The sequence below is a fragment of the Herbidospora mongoliensis genome (genome assembly GCF_001570545.1).
Lineage (GTDB): Bacteria > Actinomycetota > Actinomycetes > Streptosporangiales > Streptosporangiaceae > Herbidospora > Herbidospora mongoliensis.
In genome coordinates, this window is record NZ_BBXD01000015.1 from 291,628 (window position 1) to 310,582 (window position 18,955).

At 73.9% G+C, this 18,955-nt stretch carries 1 protein-coding gene (cut by a window edge); it reads left to right on the forward strand.

Annotated features, from left to right (window positions below; translation table 11 throughout):
• Positions 1-18,955, forward strand: the 5' portion of a protein-coding gene (locus AW272_RS45185) for a type I polyketide synthase (RefSeq protein ID WP_157518707.1). 13,943 nt of this gene lie beyond the right edge of the window; the window shows 18,955 of its 32,898 coding nt (coding positions 1-18,955); it begins with the start codon at positions 1-3; the stop codon falls past the right edge of the window.

An 18,955-nucleotide genomic window follows, 5' to 3' on the forward strand; every position in this document is an offset into this window, starting at 1 on the left:
ATGTCTGATATGTATGCCCACGACGATGCCATCGCGGTTGTAGGCCTTTCCTGCCGGCTGCCGGGCGCCGCCACACCTGACGACTTCTGGCGCCTGCTGCGCGACGGCGCCGACGCGGTCGGCGAGGCGCCCCCCGACCGCGGCGACCCCGGCGACGGCGTCCCGCGCCGCGGCGGGTTCCTCGACCGGATCGACGGGTTCGACCCGAGGTTCTTCCGCATCTCGCCCCGCGAGGCCGTCGCGATGGACCCGCAGCAGCGGCTCATGCTCGAACTGAGCTGGGAGGCCCTGGAGGACGCGCGGATCGTGCCCGACCGGCTCAGGGGCACCAGAGCCGGCGTGTTCGTCGGCGTGATGGCCAACGACTACGCCACCCTCACCCAGGCCGGAGGCCTGCCGGCGATCGGCCGGTACACCCTCGCCGGGCTGCAGCGCAGCCTCATCGCGAACCGGATCTCCTACGCCGTCGGGCTGCGCGGCCCGAGCCTGATCGTCGACGCCGGGCAGTCGTCGTCGCTGGTCGCGGTGCACGTGGCGGCCGAGAGCCTCCGTCGCGGCGAGGCCAGTTTCGCGCTGGCGGGCGGCGTGAACCTCAACCTCGTACCGGACAGCACCGTCACCGCCGACCGGTTCGGCGGGCTCTCACCGGACGGCCGCTGCTTCACCTTCGACGAGCGCGCCAACGGGTACGTCCGCGGCGAGGGCGGCGTGATGGTCGCGCTCAAGACCCTCGCCCAGGCCGTCGCCGACGGCGACCGCGTCTACTGCGTCATCCGGGGCAGCGCGCTCAACAACGACGGCGGCGGCGCCAGCCTGACGACCCCGAACCGCGACGCCCAGGCCGACGTGCTCCGGGCCGCCTACCGCCGGGCCGCCGTCGCGCCGGAGACCGTGCGCTACGTCGAACTGCACGGCACCGGCACAGCCGTCGGCGACCCCGTCGAGGCCGCCGCCCTCGGCACGGTCCTCGGCGCGGGACGCACCCCCGACACGGCGCTGCGGGTCGGCTCCGCCAAGACCAACATCGGCCACCTCGAAGGCGCGGCCGGTGCGGCCGGCCTGCTCAAGACCGTGCTGGCGATCAGCAGGGGCCAGCTCCCGCCGAGCCTGAACTTCGAACGGCCCAACCCCAACATTCCCCTGGACGACCTGGGCCTCCGGGTCCAGACGACGCTCGAATCCTGGCCCGAGGGCCCGCGCGTCGCCGGTGTCAGCTCGTTCGGCATGGGCGGCACCAACTGCCACGTGGTGCTCTCCGAGTGGACGGGAACCGAGCAGCCGGCCCGCGAGCGCACCACCGATCCGGACACGCCCGTGATCTGGCCAATCTCCGGCCGGACCGAAGAGGCGCTGCGCGACCAGGCCGCCCGGCTGCGCGAAACGGCGTCGTCGGCCGACCCGGCGGATGTGGGCTTCTCCCTGGCGACGACCCGGGCGGCCTTCGACCACCGGGCCGTCGTGGTGGGCCGCGGCCGCGACGACCTGCTCCGCCGCCTCACCGCACTCGCCGCGGGCGAGCCCGACGGCGGCGTCGTCACGGGCGAGGTGGACGAGGGCCGGACGGCGTTCCTGTTCACCGGCCAGGGATCGCAGCGGCGTGGGATGGGGCGCGGGCTCTACGAGGCGTTCCCCGTGTTCGCCGAGGCCTTCGACGAGATCTGCGGGCTGCTGGATCTGGACCTCGACACCGTCGACCTGGACCAGACCGTCCACGTGCAGGCCGGTCTGTTCGCGGTGGAGGTGGCGGCGTTCCGGCTGATGGAGTCGCTTCAGGTGACTCCGGACTATCTGCTCGGGCACTCGATCGGTGAGGTCGCGGCCGCGCACTGCGCCGGGATCCTCTCGCTGGAAGACGCCTGTACGCTGGTCGCCGCGCGAGGCCGCCTGATGCAGGCGCTGCCACCCGGCGGCGCGATGCTCGCCCTCCAGGCGAGCGAAGACCAGATCGACGACGACCGGATCGACATCGCCGCCGTCAACGGTCCTCAGGCAATCGTGATCTCCGGTGACGCCCAGGTCATCGACGAGTGGGCGGCGCGCGGATTCAAGAGCACCCGGCTGAGGGTCTCGATCGCCTCCCACGGTCGGCTCATCGAGCCGATGCTGGCCGAGTTCGCCGCCGTCCTGGAGACGCTGAACTACGCCGAGCCACGCATCCCGGTCATCCCCGCCGCCTCGACCGGCCCGATGAACTCGCCGGACTACTGGGTGCGGCAGGTCCGCGAGACCGTCCGGTTCGCCGCCGGCGTCACCCACCTGAGCGAGCAGGGCGTGACCCGGTACGTGGAGCTGGGTCCGGACGGGCAGCTGTGCGGGCTGGCCCGCCAGTCGGCCGACGGCGTCTTCGCCCCGCTGATGCGCCGCGACCGCGACGAGGCGGAGACACTGCTCCGCGCGGTGGCCCTCCTGCACACGACCGGCGCTTCCCTCGACTGGACCGCGGTGTTCGCGGGCCACGAGCCCCGCCTCGTCGACCTGCCGACCTACGCCTTCCAGCGCAGCCGCTACTGGCTGGACTCCGCCCCGACGACCGCCGAACCCCTTGCCGAGCCTGAGCGCCGTGCCGCGCGGCCTGATGACCGGACTGTTCTGGAGCAGATCCGGGCGCAGGTCGCCGCCGTTCTCGACTACGACGGCGCCGGTGATGTCGACGTCAGGTCGACCTTCCGTGACCTCGGCTTCGACTCGCTCACCGCCGTCGAACTCCGCGACCGGGTCGCCGGCGTCACCCGGCTGCGCCTGCCGGACTCGCTCCTGTACGACTTCCCGACCCCCCTCCGACTGGCCGGATATCTCACCGAAGCGCTGCTCGGCGAGCCCGCCGAAGTGCCCCCCACCGCCACCCTGACGAGCGGCCCGGCCGACGAGCCGATCGCGATCGTGGCCGTGGGCTGCCGGTACGCGGGCGGGATCGACAGCCCCGAAGCGTTGTGGCGCCTGGTGTCCGAGGGCGGCGACGCGGTCGGCGGCTTCCCGGAGGACCGGGGCTGGGACGTCGCGGGCATCTACCGCGACGGGGCCCGCGACCCGAACGGCACCACCCTCACGCCCGCCGGTGCGTTCCTCACCGACGCGACCCGCTTCGACGCCGCCTTCTTCGGCATCTCCCCCCGCGAGGCGCTGGCGATGGACCCCCAGCAGCGGCTGCTGCTGGAGACCGCGTGGGAGGCCGTCGAGCGGCTGGGCGTCGACCCGGGCATGCTGCGCGGCAGCCGTACCGGCGTGTTCGTCGGCGCGACCGCGCAGGACTACGGCCCCCGCATGCACGAGGCGCCCCCGGACCTGGAGGGCCACCTGCTCACCGGCAACACGGCGAGCGTCGCCTCCGGGCGGATCGCCTACGTGCTCGGACTGGAGGGCCCGGCGGTCACCGTGGACACCGCCTGCTCCTCGTCGCTGGTGGCGCTGCACCTGGCCTGCCAGTCGCTGCGGCTCGGCGAGTGCGAGATGGCGCTGGCCGGCGGCGCGACCGTGCTGGCGACGCCCGGCATGTTCGTCGAGTTCAGCAGGCAGCAGGGCCTGTCCGCCGACGGCCGGTGCAAGGCCTTCGCCGACGGCGCGGACGGCACCGGCTGGGGCGAAGGCGTCGGCCTGCTGCTCCTGATGCGCCTCTCGGACGCCACCCGCCTCGGCCACGAGGTGCTCGCCGTGATCCGCGGCAGCGCGATCAACCAGGACGGCGCGTCCAACGGCCTGTCGGCCCCGAACGGCCCCTCGCAGCAGCGGGTGATCCGGCAGGCGCTGGCCGGCGCGGGCCTCGAACCTGCCGATGTGGACGCCGTGGAGGCCCACGGCACCGGCACCGCGCTCGGCGACCCGATCGAGGCCCAGGCCCTGCTGGCCACCTATGGGCAGGGCCGTCCCGCGGACGACCCTCTGTGGCTGGGCTCGGTCAAGTCGAACATCGGCCACACCCAGGCCGCGGCTGGCGTGGCCGGCGTGATCAAGATGGTGCAGGCGATGCGCCACGGCGTGCTCCCGCGCACCCTCCACGCCGACCAGCCGTCCAGCCGGGTCGACTGGTCCGCGGGCGAAGTGCGGTTGCTGACCGAGGCGCGCCCGTGGCCGGAACGCGAACGCCCCCGCCGGGCTGCGGTGTCGTCGTTCGGCATCAGCGGCACCAACGCCCACCTGATCATCGAGGGCGTCGCGGAACCGGTGGCCGATCACGACCGGTTGCCCGCTGAGCTCGATGGCCGCAGCACGTCCGGAGACGGTCGTGCTCTGCCCTACGTCATCTCCGCCCGCAGTGACGCCGCCCTGCGCGCTCAGTCCGGGCGGCTCGCTGAGACGGTCGGTGCCGGACCTGTCCTGTCGGACGTCGGTTACTCCCTGGCCACCGGCCGGGCCGAGTTCGACCGGCGCGCCGTGGTGGTCGCCGCCGGTCGTGGCGAGCTGCTCGCCGGTCTGGCGGCGCTGGCCGAGGGGGCGTCCGCGCCGGGGCTGGTCGAGGGCACGTCGGGCACGCCCGCCGGTCCCGTGCTCGTCTTCCCCGGTCAGGGCTCCCAATGGGCCGGTATGGCCGTCGAGTTGTACGCGTCGTCACCCGCCTTCCGCGACGAGATCGACGCGTGCGCCGCCGCGCTCGCCCCGCATGTGGACTGGTCGCTCGTCGACGTGCTGCACGGCGTCGAAGGCGCGCCGACCCTGGAGCGGGTCGACGTGGTGCAGCCGGTGCTGTTCTCGGTGATGGTGTCGCTGGCGAAGCTGTGGCGGGCCGCCGGGGTCGTACCGGCCGCGGTGGTCGGCCACTCGCAGGGCGAGATCGCCGCCGCCTACGTCGCCGGGGCGCTGTCCCTGGCCGACGCGGCCGCGATCGTCGCGCTGCGCAGCCGCTACCTGCGCGCGCTCGCCGGGACCGGTGGCATGGCCTCGATCCCGCTGCCCGCCGAGCAGGTCCAGGCCCGCATCGCGCGGTGGGACGGCCGGGTGAGCGTCGCCGCCCACAACGGGCCCTCCGTCACCGTGGTCTCCGGCGCGGCCGACGCGCTCGGTGAACTCGTCGCCGAGTGCGTGGCCGAGGGCGTCCGCGCCCGGCTGGTGCCCGTCGACTACGCCTCGCACTCTCCTGACGTCGATCCGCTCAGGGACGACCTGCTGGCCGCCCTGGCCGGGATAGTCCCGATGGAGGGCGACGTCGCGTTCTACTCCACCGTCACCGGCGACCGCCTGCCGACCACCGAGCTGAACGCCGACTACTGGTTCCGGAACCTGCGCCAGACCGTCCGCTTCGAGGAGACCGTGCGGGCGCTGCTGGCCGCCGGGCACCGGACGTTCGTCGAGTCGAGCCCCCACCCCGTCCTCACCGTCGGTGTCCAGGAGACCCTGGAGGCCGTCGGCCGTGGCGGCGTCGCCCTCGGCAGCCTTCGCCGCGACCACGGCGACCACACCCGGTTCCTGCGGGCGCTGGCCGAGGCGTACGTGAACGGCGTCCCGGTCGACTGGGCGCACGCGTTCCCCGCCTCCTCCCGGCGGGTGCCGCTGCCCACCTACCCGTTCCAGCGGGAGAGGTTCTGGCTGGCCCCCTCGGCAGGCACGACCGACGTCGCCGGGCTCGGCCTCGACCCCGGCGACCACCCGCTGGTGGCCGCCACCGTCACGCTCGCGGCCGACGACACGCTGGTGCTGACCGGCAGGCTCTCCCTGGACACCCACCCCTGGCTCGCCGACCACGTCATCCTCGGCGCCGTCGTCCTTCCCGGCTCCGCGCTCGTCGACCTGGCACTGCACGCAGGTCAGTACGGCGGGCATCCCTACGTGGAGGAGCTCACCCTCGAGAGCCCGCTCGTCATGCCGGCGGACGGCGCGGTCCAGATGCAGGTCGCGCTCCTGCCCCCGGACGGCACCGGTCGCCGCGCCGTCACCGTCCACTCCCGCGCGGAATCCGGCACCGAGACGGCCGAGGAACGGCCCTGGACCCGGCACGCCGGCGGTGTCCTGACCGACGAGCCGACAAGCGCACCGATCGCCGGCCCGGCCGCCTGGCCTCCGCCGGACGCCACCCCGATCGCGGTCGAGCACACCTACGCCCGGCTGGCCGAACGGGGCTACGCCTACGGCCCCGCCTTCCAGGGCCTGCGGTCGGCCTGGCGGCGCGGCGGCGACCTGTTCGCCGAGGTCACCCTCGCCGAGGACGGCCGGGCCGACGCCGAACGATTCGGCATCCACCCGGCCCTGCTGGACGCCGCACTGCACGCCCTCCTGCCGATCGAATCCCCGGCCGATCTGCGGATGGCCTTCTCCTTCGGCGGCGTCCGCCTGCACGCCTCCGGCGCGACGACGGTCCGGGCGCACCTGACCGCCCCCGGCCCGGACGGCGCCGTGTCCGTCACGCTGACCGATCCCACCGGTACGCCCGTCCTCGACGTCGACGCGCTCGTGCTCCGGCCGGTGGACCCGGAGCGTCTGGCCACCGCCTCCACCGGCGCCGATCCGCTCTACCAGCTCGACTGGATTGCCCTGCCGACCCAGCCTCCCGCCACACCGGGGAACTGGATCGTGCTCGACGCCATGACCGCGCCGGGCATCGGATACGACACGGATTCGGGCTCGCAGACGGCCACGTCAGGCATCCGGCGCGACGCGGAGTCGGGCACGGGGACGTTCACACCGGGCATGAGGCTCGACGCGGATTCGGGCTCACCGACGGCCACGCCAGGCGTCCGGCGTCATGTGGATCTGGGCTTGCTCCTGGCCGCGCTCGCGGATGGTGTTTCAGCCCCCGACGTCGTTCTCGTCCCGCTGGCCGGTGACGCCGGCGACCCCGCGACGAGCGCGCACACGGTCGCGCATGCCGGACTCGCGCTGATCAAGGCCTTCCTGGCCGAGGAGGCACTGGCCGCCACCCGGCTGGTCATCCTCACCTCCCACGCCGTCGCCGTCGGCGAAACCGACGATGTGTACGACCTGGCCGTGGCCACCGTGCTCGGGCTGGCCCGCAGCGCGCAGGCCGAGCACCCCGGCCGGATCGTCCTGGTCGACCACGACGGCCACGGGGTCGACGATGCGGCTCTGCCCGCGGCTCTGGCGCTCGCCGACGAACCGCAGGTCGCCATCCGAGATGCCCGTCTGTACACGCCCCGCCTGGTCAAAGCCACCGGGACGGCCACCCCGTCCCGGTTCGACCCGGCCGGGACGGTGCTGGTCACCGGTGGCACGGGGGCGATCGGGCGGCTGCTCGCCCGGCACCTGGTCACCGCGCACGGCGTGCGGCATCTGCTGCTGGCCGGTCGGCGCGGTGCGGCGGCCGAAGGGGCGGCGGAACTGACCGCCGAGCTCGCCGGGCTCGGTGCGGAGGTCACGATCGCGGCCTGTGACGTGGCCGACCCCGCAGCGCTGGCCGAACTCCTGGCCGCCGTTCCCGGGGCGCATCCGCTGACGGGGGTCGTCCACGCGGCGGGTGTCGTCGACGACGGCGCGATCCAGACGCTCGGCCCCGACCAGCTCGACGCGGTGCTCCGGCCGAAGGCCGACGCCGCGTGGCACCTGCATCAGCTCACCAGCGGCCTCGACCTGGCCGCCTTCGTTCTCTTCTCCTCGCTGGCCAGTACCGTCGGCACCCCCGGACAGGGGAGTTACGGCGCGGCCAACGCCTTCCTCGACGCGCTCGCCCGGCACCGGCACGCGCTCGGGCTGCCCGGACAGGCGCTGCTGTCGGGGCTCTGGGCGCAGGAAGGCGGCATGGGCGGGCGGCTCGGCGACGCCGACCGGGCGCGGCTGGTCAGACGCGGCCTGGCCCCGATGTCCGCGGCGGAGGCGCTCTCGCTCTTCGACGCCGCGCTGGCCGACGGCCATCCCCTGGCCGTCCCGGCCAAGATCAGTATCGCCGGGCTGCGCGCGAGTGCGCAGGCCGACGCGGTGCCCGCGGTGGCGCGCGGGCTCGTCCGAACCCCGCTGCGCCGGGCCACGGCCTCCGTCGCCCCGGACAACGGCCTGGCGCAGCGGCTCTCCGCACTCCCGGAGGCCGACCGGCACCGGACGCTGCTGGACCTGGTCCGGGCGACCGCCGCGAGCGCGCTCGGGCACGCCGACCCGGCCGGCATCGACCCGGGACGCGCCTTCAAGCACATCGGCTTCGACTCCCTGATCGCCGTGGAGTTCCGCAACCGGCTCAACACCGCGACCGGCCTGCGGCTGTCCACCACGGTGGCGTTCGACCACCCCACGCCCGACGCCCTCGTCGCGCACCTGCTGGCCAAGCTGCTGACCGGGACGACCACGCCGGCCGTCCAGGCCAGGGCGAGCGTGGGGACGGACGAGCCGATCGCGATCGTCGCGATGACCTGCCGGTTCCCCGGCGGGATCAGCTCCCCGGAGGAGCTGTGGCGGGTCGTCGCCGAGCGAGGCGACGTGATCTCGGCGCTGCCGGTCAACCGGGGCTGGGACCTCGACCGGAGCTACCACCCCGACCCCGACCGGACGGGCCGCTCCTACGTCCGCGAGGGCGGGTTCCTGCACGACGCGGACCAGTTCGACGCCGCCTTCTTCGGCATCTCGCCACGTGAGGCCGCCGCCGCCGACCCGCAGCAGCGGCTGCTGCTGGAGGCGGCGTGGGAGGTCGTCGAGCGGGCGGGCATCGACCCGACGTCGCTGCGCCAGAGCATGACCGGCGTCTTCACCGGCGTCGCGGTCCAGGAGTACGGCCCGCGCATGGACCACGCCACGGAGGACTACGAGGGCTATCGGGTCGTCGGCAACGCCGGCAGCATCGCCTCCGGCCGGATCGCGTACACGCTGGGCCTTGAGGGCCCGGCGGTGACGGTGGACACGGCGTGTTCGTCGTCGCTGGTGGCGCTGCACCTCGCCGTCCAGGCGCTGCGCAACGGCGACTGCGACCTGGCGCTGGCCGGTGGCGCGACCGTGATGTCCAGCCTCGGGCTGTTCGTCGAGTTCAGCCGCCTGCGCGCGCTGTCCGCCGACGGCCGCTGCCGGGCGTTCGGCTCCGACGCGGACGGCTTCGGCCTCGCCGAGGGCGTCGGCCTGCTCCTCGTGGAGCGGCTGTCGGACGCGCGGCGCAACGGGCACCCGGTGCTCGCCGTGGTCCGGGGCAGCGCGATCAACCAGGACGGCGCGTCGAACGGCCTGACCGCGCCGAACGGGCCGTCGCAAGAGCGGGTGATCCGCCAAGCACTGGCCAACGCCCGCCTTGAACCTTCCGACGTGGACGTCGTGGAGGCCCACGGCACCGGCACCAAGCTCGGCGACCCGATCGAGGCGCAGGCCCTGCTGGCGACCTACGGCCAGGAGCGGGATCGGCCTTTGTGGCTGGGCTCGGTGAAGTCGAACATCGGTCACACGCAGGCCGCCGCGGGTGTGGCCGGGGTGATCAAGATGGTGCAGGCGATGCGGCACGAACTGCTGCCCGCGACGCTGCACGCGGACGAGCCCTCGCCCCACGTCGACTGGTCGACCGGCGCGGTCGAACTGCTGACCGAGGCCCGGCCGTGGCCTGCGGCCGATGGGCCCCGTCGCGCGGGTGTGTCCTCGTTCGGAATGAGCGGCACCAACGCGCACGTGGTGATCGAGCAGGGCGACCCGGCCCCCGTTGGCGCAAAGCACGCGAAGCCGATGCATACCCCCGCCGGTGGACTACACGCGGAGCCGGTCCGGGCCTCGGATGATGCCGAGCACGCGGGGCGGGGTTCCGTGTCGGGTGACCGGGAGCTTGCCGGGCCGGTGCCGTGGTTGGTGTCCGGTCGGTCGGAGCAGGCTCTGAAGGCGCAGGCCGAGCGGCTGCTCAGGCCTGTAGCGGAGTCGGCGTCGCTCGATGTTGGCCACTCGCTGTTGGCGCGGGCTGCCATGGAGCATCGGGCGGTCGTGTTCGGGTCCGAGCGTGAGGTGTTGCTGGCCGGGCTGGGCGCGCTGGCCGGTGGGGCGTCTGCTCCCAACCTGTTGCGGGGGAGCGCCAAGGCCGGTGGCGTGGTGTTCGTCTTCCCCGGTCAGGGGTCGCAGTGGATAGGCATGGCACAGGGTCTTCTCGATGCGTCGCCAGTGTTCCGGGAGCGGTTGGCCGAATGCGAGAGGGCTCTCTCGGAGTTCGTGGACTGGTCTCTGAGCGAGGTGCTGCGCGACGGCACTGGTCTGGATCGGGTCGATGTGGTTCAGCCCGTTCTGTGGGCGGTGATGGTGTCGCTGGCGGCGACGTGGCGGGCGCATGGCGTCCATCCCTCGGCGGTTATCGGGCATTCGCAGGGTGAGATCGCCGCCGCTGTCGTGGCGGGTGCGCTGTCGCTGGAGGACGGCGCTCGGGTGGTCGCGCTGCGGAGCAAGGCGCTGATCGCGCTGGCCGGTGGTGGCGGGATGGTCTCCGTCGCGGCCGGACATGAGCAGGCGGAGGCCTTGTTCCCGAACGGGATCGCGGCTTTCAACGGGCCGTCGTCAACGGTCGTGGCGGGTGAGCCGCAGGCGCTGGAAGAGTTGCTGGTCGCGTGTGAAGCCCAAGGGATTCGGGCTCGCCGGATTCCGGTGGACTACGCCTCGCATTCCCCTCAGGTGGAGCTGATCCGCGAAGAGATCCTGGCTGTGTTGGCTCCGATCTCCCCGGTGAGTTCTGCCGTTCCGATCTATTCGACGGTGACCGGTGCGCCGATCGACACGACGATCATGGACGCCGCTTACTGGTATCAGAACCTCCGTTCCCCGGTGCAGTTCGAGCAGGCCACCCGATCGCTCATCGCCGACGGTAGAACCGTTTTCGTCGAATGCAGCCCGCATCCGGTGCTGACGATCGGCGTACAGGAAACAGCGGAGGAAGCAGTCACGGTAGGCACGCTGCGCCGAAACGACGGTGGCCCGGACAGGTTCCTGGCGTCGCTGGCCGAAGCCTGGTGTGCGGGCGTCGACGTCGATTTCACCGGGTTCCTGCCCGGTGGGCGACGTGTCGACCTGCCGACATACGCCTTCCAGCGCGAGCGCTACTGGCTGGAATCCGGAGCGGTCGAGACGCAGGCCGACCCGGTCGAAGCACGCTTCTGGGACGCGGTCGACCGCAACGACCTGGACGAACTCTCGGCGACCCTGGAGCTCGACGGCGACGCCTCGCTCCAGTCGGTAGCGCCCGCGCTGGCCACCTGGCGGCGACGGCGCCGAGTCCGCTCGACGCTCGACTCCTGGCGCTACCGGATCACCTGGAAGCCCGTCGACAGCCCGGCCGCCGCGCTGACCGGAACCTGGCTGCTGGTCGCGGCCGGAAGCGGCGAGACCCTCGACGACGTGGCCGCCGCGATCAGGAACGCGGGCGCTGAGAGCGTGCCGCTGATCATCGACGATCCGGCACTCGGGCGCGACGCGATGGCGGCGGCGATCCGTTCGGCTGCCAACCCGGGCACGATCACCGGAGTGGTCTGCCTCGCGGGCCTGGCCGAGGACCCGCTGCCCGGCACGGTGCTGCCTGCCGGAGTGGCGATCACGCTGACCTTGCTACAGGCGCTCGGCGACGCCGGCACAGGTGCCCCGCTCTGGACGCTCACCCGTGGCGCGGTCGCGACCGGCCGTGCGGACAGGGTCGAGAGCCCGGTTCAGGCCCAGCTCTGGGGCCTCGGCCGGAGCGCGGCGCTGGAGCATCCGGACCGCTGGGGCGGTCTGATCGACCTGCCGCCGGTTCTCGACGAGCGGGCCGGACAGCGGCTCGTCACGGTCCTGACCGGCGACGAGGACCAGGCGGCGGTGCGCTCTTCCGGCGTGTTCGCGGCCAGGATCGTCCGGGCTCAGCTCCCTGTGGTGCCGCCGGGGAGGCTGGTGTTCGGCGGTACGGTCCTGATCGCCGGGGCCGGTGGCGCGCTCGGCATGCAGGCGGCCCAGTGGGCGGCCGGCCGGGGCGCCCCTCGTCTCCTGCTGGTCGGCGAGGACGGGGCGGCGGACCTCGCCGCGGAACTGACCCTCGCCGGCACCCCCACCACGGCCGTGGCCTGCGACGTCGCCGACGCGTCGGCGCTGGCCGCGACGCTCGCGGAACACCCGGTCTCCGGCGTGATCTGGACCGCCGAGGTCGGGCGCACCGACGCGCTGGACCGGACCGGGGCCGCTGACTTCGCCGATGTCCTGGGCGCGAAGGTCACCGGGGCGGCGAACCTGCACGCCGCGCTGGCCGATGTGCCGCTGGACGCCTTCGTGCTCTTCTCCTCCGTCGCCGGAAGCTGGGGCGGCGGCAGCCAGGCCGCGTACGCGGCGGGGAACGCCTTCCTCGACGCGCTGGCCGAGCACCGCCGGGGCCTGGGCCTTCCGGCGACCGCCGTCGCCTGGGGGCCGTGGGCGGGGGCCGGCGCTCCCACGCACGGGCGCGGCGCCGACTTCCTGCGGTCGCGGGGTCTGCCGTCCATGGATCCGCAGGTGGCCCATTCGGCGCTGGACCAGGCCGTCGACCACGGTGACGCGGTCACGATCGTCGCCGACGTCGACTGGGCCACGTTCGGGCCCGCTTTCACCTCTGTCCGGCCGAGCCCGCTGCTCGCGGACCTGCCCGACCTGCGTCCGGCCGCCGTCACCCAGGACGAGACCAGGAGCACAGGATCGGAATGGGCCGACCGGGTCGCCTCGCTTTCGGCCGCCGAGCGTGAGCGGGAGATGCTCGCCGTCGTCCGGGCGGAGGTCGCGGCCGTGCTCGGGCACGCCGACCCCGCCGGGCTCGAGGCGGGTCGGCCGTTCAAGGAGACCGGTTTCGACTCGCTCACCGCGGTCGAACTCAGCAAGCGGCTGAAGGCCCGCACCGGTATGCCGGTCGCGGCCACGGCCGTCTTCGACCATCCCACCATCGCCGCGATGGCGCGCCACCTCGCCGACGGGGTCACCTCAGGACCCGTCGTGACGGCCACCGCGAACGTCGACGAACCGATCGCGATCATCGGGATGAGCTGCCGCTTCCCCGGCGGTGTCGCGGGGCCCGAGGACTTCTGGCGGCTGGTCGCCGCCGGTGGCGACGCCATCTCCGAGTTTCCCGCCGACCGGGGCTGGGATGTCGAGTCTCTGTACGACCCGGACCCCGCCCGCCAGGGCACGACGTACACCCGGCACGGGGGTTTCCTCGCCGACGCGGTCTCCTTCGACGCCGAACTGTTCGGCATCTCGCCCCGCGAGGCGCTGGGCATGGACCCGCAGCAGCGGCTGCTGCTGGAGGCGGCCTGGGAGGCGTTCGAGGACGCCGGGATCGACTCGGCCACCGTGCGCGGCAGTCAGGGCGGCGTCTTCATGGGCGTCACCTCCTCCGGCTACGGGCACGGCGCGACGCTCCCGGACGGCCTCGAAGGCCACATCCTGACCGGCACGACGACGAGCGTCGCGTCCGGACGGCTGGCCTACACGTTCGGCCTGGAGGGGCCCGCCGTCACGGTGGACACCGCCTGCTCCTCCTCGCTCGTCGCGCTGCACCTGGCCGCCTCGGCGCTGCGCTCCGGCGAGTGCGAGATCGCGCTCGCGGGCGGCGTGACCGTGATGGTGACGCCCGATTCGTTCATCGAGTTCAGCCGCCAGCGCGGGCTGGCCGCCGACGGCCGCTGCAAGCCGTTCTCCGCCGCCGCCGACGGCACCAGCTGGTCGGAGGGCGTGGGCGTGCTGCTCGTCATGCGGCTGTCCGAGGCCCAGCGGCAGGGGCACCGGGTGCTGGCGGTCCTGCGCGGCAGCGCGGTCAACCAGGACGGCGCGTCCAACGGCCTGACCGCGCCCAACGGGCCCTCGCAGCAGCGGGTGATCCGGCAGGCGCTGGCGAACGCGGGCCTGTCGGCCTCCGACGTGGACGCCGTGGAGGCCCACGGCACCGGCACCCGCCTGGGCGACCCGATCGAGGCGCAAGCCCTGCTCGCGACCTACGGACAAGACCGGGACCGCCCGCTGTGGCTGGGCTCGGTCAAGTCGAACATCGGCCACACGCAGGCGGCCGCGGGCGTGGCCGGTGTGATCAAGATGGTCCTCGCCATGCGGCACGGCGAACTGCCCAGAACCCTCCACCTGGACGCCGCCACCTCGCACGTCGACTGGTCGGCCGGAGCGGTCGAACTACTGACCGACACACAACCGTGGCCCACCGCGGACCGCCCACGCCGGGCCGGCGTGTCGTCGTTCGGCGTCAGCGGCACCAACGCCCACGTCATCCTCGAAAGCGCCCCACCCTCCGACGCCATCGAAACACCCGCTCCCGCCCCGCCATCCGGTGCTGGGGAAGCGCCCGCCCATGGCCCGTGGCCGATTTCGGCCGCTGGACTCGGCGCGCTCGCGGCGCAGGCCGGTCGTTTGCGGGACTTCGCTGACACCGGTGCCTCGGCTGAGGACATCGCCTTCTCGCTGGCCACCGGCCGGACCGGCTTGCCGCACCGCGCCGTCGATCTTTCCGGCGGCCGGGCGGGATTGGCCGCGCTCGCGGACGGAACCGACGACCCCGGGCTGGTCCGGGGAGTCGTCGGCGATGGTCGGCTGGCGTTCCTCTTCTCCGGGCAGGGTTCGCAGCGGCCGGGCATGGGGCGCGAGCTCTACGCCGCCTACCCCGCGTTCGCCGACGCCCTCGACGACGTCTGCCGCCGCCTCGACACGGCGCTGGACCGCCCGCTGCGCGAGGTGATGTTCGCCGACGCGGACACCCGGGAAGCCGCGCTGCTCGACCAGACCCGCTACACCCAGGCCGCGCTCTTCGCCTTCGAGGTCGCGCTCTACCGGCTGCTGGAGACCTGGGGGCTGCGCCCCGACTTCCTGCTCGGCCACTCGATCGGCGAACTGGCCGCCGCCCACGTCGCGGGCGTGCTCACGCTCGACGACGCCTGTGTCCTGGTCGCGGCCCGGGGCCGGCTGATGCAGGCGCTCCCGGCGGGCGGCGCGATGCTGGCCGTCGAGGCCACCGAGGCCGAGGTCGTCGAAACGCTCAACGGGGCCGACCTGGCCGCGGTCAACGGGCCGGACGCCGTGGTCGTCTCCGGGGACGAGGACGCGATCGACGCGCTGGCCGAACGCTGGCGGGCGGCGGGGCGGCGGACCAACCGGCTCAGGGTCTCGCACGCCTTCCACTCGGCGCTGATGGAGCCGATGCTCGCCGAGTTCGCGGCCGTCGCCAGTCGCCTCAGCTATCAGCCGCCGCGCGTCCCGGTCGTGTCCAACCTGACCGGTGCGCCTGTCTCCGCCCAGGAGATCTCCTCGGCGGACTACTGGGTGCGGCACGTGCGGCGGGCCGTCCGGTTCGCCGACGGCGTGAGCTGGCTGGCGGGGCAGGGCACGACCCGGTTCATCGAGGTCGGGCCCCACTCGGTGCTGACCGCGATGGCGCGGCTCACCCTGGACGCGCGGAACGGGACGGCCATGCTGGTCCCGGCGCTGCGCGCCGACCGGCCCGAGGCGCCGACGCTGGTGCGGGCGGTCGCGACCGCCTGGGCGCACGGCATCGCGGTCGACTGGACGGCGATCCTCGCGGGACACGGCGGCCGGAGGATCGGCCTGCCCACCTACGCGTTCCAGCGGCAGCGCTTCTGGCTTCGCCCGGCCGGGGCCGACGTCACCGGGGCCGGGCTCACGGTGACCGAACATCCGCTGCTGGGCGGGTCCGTGCCGCTGGCGGACGGCGACGGCACCGTGCTGATCGGACGGCTTTCGCTGGCCGCGCAGCCCTGGCTCGCCGACCACGCCGTCAAGGGGCAGGCGATCCTGCCGGGCACCGGCTTCGTGGAGCTGGCGCTGCGGGCCGGCCGGGAAGTCGGCTGCACCACGCTGCGGGAGCTGACGCTGGAGGCGCCGCTGGCACTGCCCGCGACCGGCGGCGTGCGGATCCAGGTCCGGGCCGGTGGCGCCGACGCGGCGGGTGACCGCCCGGTGTCGATCTTCGCGCAGCCCGACGGCTCCTCGGGGTGGGTGCGGCACGCCGCCGGTGTGCTGTCCGCCCAGCCTGAGGCCGCCTCGTTCGACCTCACGGCCTGGCCTCCCCCCGGTGCGGAACCGGTGGACCTGGACGGCTACTACGACGCCCTGACCGAGGCCGGCTACGGCTACGGCCCGGTCTTCCAGGGGCTGCGCGCGGCCTGGCGGCACGCCGACGCCGTCTACGCCGAAGTCGCCCTGCCGCCGTCCGCGGCGGAGGAAGCGGGCGCGTACGGCGTGCATCCGGCGCTGCTCGACGCGGCCATGCACGCGGTGACCGCCGGTGGGTTCCTGGACGGCACGGGCGCGACCCCGCTGCCGTTCGTCTGGTCCGACGTGTCGCTGTACGCCGTCGGGGCCTCCGTCGCCCGGGTCCGGCTCGCGTCGGCGGGCACGGACGCGATCTCGATCAAGCTCGCCGACGCCGCCGGAGCCCCGGTGGCCGAGGTCCGATCGCTCGTCCTTCGCCCGGTGCAGACCGGGCAGCTCGACCCGCGCCGCGCCGAGGCCGGCGACGCCCTGTTCGCGCTCGAATGGAGCGAGCTCCCCACGGCCGCGACCTCCGACGTCCCCGACGGCGCTTTCGTCGTGTACGAGGTCGGCACCCCCGCATCCGACCTCGCGACACGCGTCCACGAGGTGACCGCCGCCGTCCTCCACACGGTTCAGGAATGGCTCGCCGACGAGCGGAACACGGCCTCTCGCCTGGTGGTCGTCACCCGAGGCGCGGTGACGGCGACCCCGGGCGAGGCCGCGAACGACCTGGCCGGTGCGGCGGTCTGGGGCCTGCTGCGATCGGCGCAGGCCGAACACCCCGACCGGTTCGTCCTGCTCGACGACGACGGCTCGGCCGCGTGGGAGCAGGTCTGGCACGCCGTCGGCCTGGGCGAGACCCAGTTCGCGGCGCGCGACGGCGCCCTGCGGGTGCCCCGCCTGGTCCGCGTGCCCACCCCCGACGGCCTGGCCGTCCCCGACGCGCCCTCCTGGAAGCTCGACGTCGCGGGCGAGGGCACGCTGGCGAACCTGACCCTGCTGCCGTCGGCCGAGGTGCCGCTGCTCCCGCACGAGGTGCGGGTGGCGGTGCGCGCGGCCGGGGTGAACTTCCGCGACGTGCTGATCGCGCTCGGAATGTATCCCGAACGCGCCGAGCTCGGATCCGAGGGCGCGGGCGTGGTGCTGGAGACCGGTGCCGAGGTGACCGGCCTGGACCCGGGAGACCGGGTCTTCGGCCTGTTCCCCGGCGGCTTCGGCCCGGTGGCCGTCGCCCATCGCGCCAGGCTGGCCCGGATCCCCGCCGGCTGGTCGTTCGCCGAGGCGGCGTCGATGCCGGTCGTGTTCGTGACCGCCTACTACGGGCTCGTCGACATCGCCGCGGCTCAGCCGGGTGAGTCGGTGCTGGTGCACGCGGCGGCCGGTGGCGTCGGCATGGCCGCCGTCCAGCTGGGCCGCCATCTGGGACTTGAGGTGTACGGGACCGCCAGTCCCGGCAAGTGGGACACGCTCAAGACCCTGGGCTTGGACGAGGCGCACATCGCCTCGTCCAGGGATCTGGCCTTCGAAGAGCGGTTCCCCCGGGTGGACGTGGTGCTGAACTCCCTGGCAGGGGAGTTCGTCGACGCCTCGCTGCGGCTGCTGAACCCCGGTGGCCGGTTCGCCGACATGGGCAAGGCGGATCCTCGCGACGCCGCCCAGGTCGCGGCCGACCACCCGGGCGTGCGCTACCGGGCGTTCGACCCGTCGGAGGCCGGTCCGGAGCGGATGGGCGAGATCCTGACCGAGGTCCTCGCGCTGTGCGAGTCGGGCGCGCTGCGCCTGCTGCCCATCACCGCCTGGGACGTGCGGGACGCCGTGTCCGCGTTCCGGTTCATCAGCCAGGCCAAGCACGTCGGCAAGAACGTGCTGACCGTGCCGGCCTCGCTGGACCCCGACGGCACCGTCCTGATCACCGGCGGCACCGGCACGCTGGGCGGTCTGCTGGCCCGGCACCTGGTGAGCGAGCACGGCGTGCGGAACCTGCTGCTGCTCAGCCGGACCGGCGGGACCTCTCCGAAAGCGGCGGAGCTGGTCGCCGGCCTCGACGCGCTCGGCGCCCGGGTCACCGTGGCGGCCTGCGACGCCGCCGACCGCGACGCACTGGCCGACGTGCTCGCGGCGATCCCGGCCGCGCACCCGCTGACCGGTGTCGTGCACACGGCGGGCGTGGCCGACGACGGCGTGATCGACACCCTCACCCCGGCGCAGCTCGCGAAGGTGCTGCGGCCCAAGGTGGACGCGGCGATCAACCTGCACGAGCTCACCGGGCATCTCGACCTGGCCATGTTCGTGCTCTTCTCATCGGTGGCGGCTACGCTCGGGCCTCCCGGGCAGGGCAACTACGCGGCGGCGAACGGCTTCCTGGACGCGCTGGCCGCGTACCGGCGGAACCGGGGGCTGCCCGCGACGGCGCTGGCCTGGGGGTTGTGGGCGGAGTCCAGCGGCATCACCGGCGGGCTCAGCGACGTCGACCTGGCACGGGCGGCCCGCATGGGGGCGCCGCTGTCCACCGCGCAGGGGCTGGCGCTCTTCGACATCACCACGACCGTGGGGCGCGCGCATCTCGTACCGATGAATCTCGATCTTCCGGCGCTGCGCGCCGATCGCCTGGGAGTGCCGCCGGTGCTGCGCGGGCTCGCGGGCGGCACCCTGCGCCGGGCCCTCGACGCACCGGCGGCGGCGACCCTCACCCAGCGGCTCGGCGGGCTCCGGCCCGACGACCAGCTCCCCCTGCTCGTCGACCTGGTCAGGGAGCAGGCCGCGATCGTGCTGGGGCACACCTCTCCGGAGGCCGTCGCGGCCGGGCGGGCGTTCAAGGGCATCGGCTTCGACTCGCTGACGTCGGTGGAGCTGCGCAACCGGATGCAGACCGCGACCGGGCTACGGCTCCCGGCCACGCTGGTCTTCGACTACCCGACCCCGGCGGCGCTGGCCGAGTATCTGCGCGGCGAACTGCTCGGCGACCGGGACGCCCCGGTCGCGGTGGTGGCCGCCTCCGTCCCCGTGGACGACGATCCGATCGTCATCGTGGGCATGAGCTGCCGCCTGCCCGGCGGCGCCGACAGCCCGGAACGACTGTGGGACCTGGTCGCGGCCG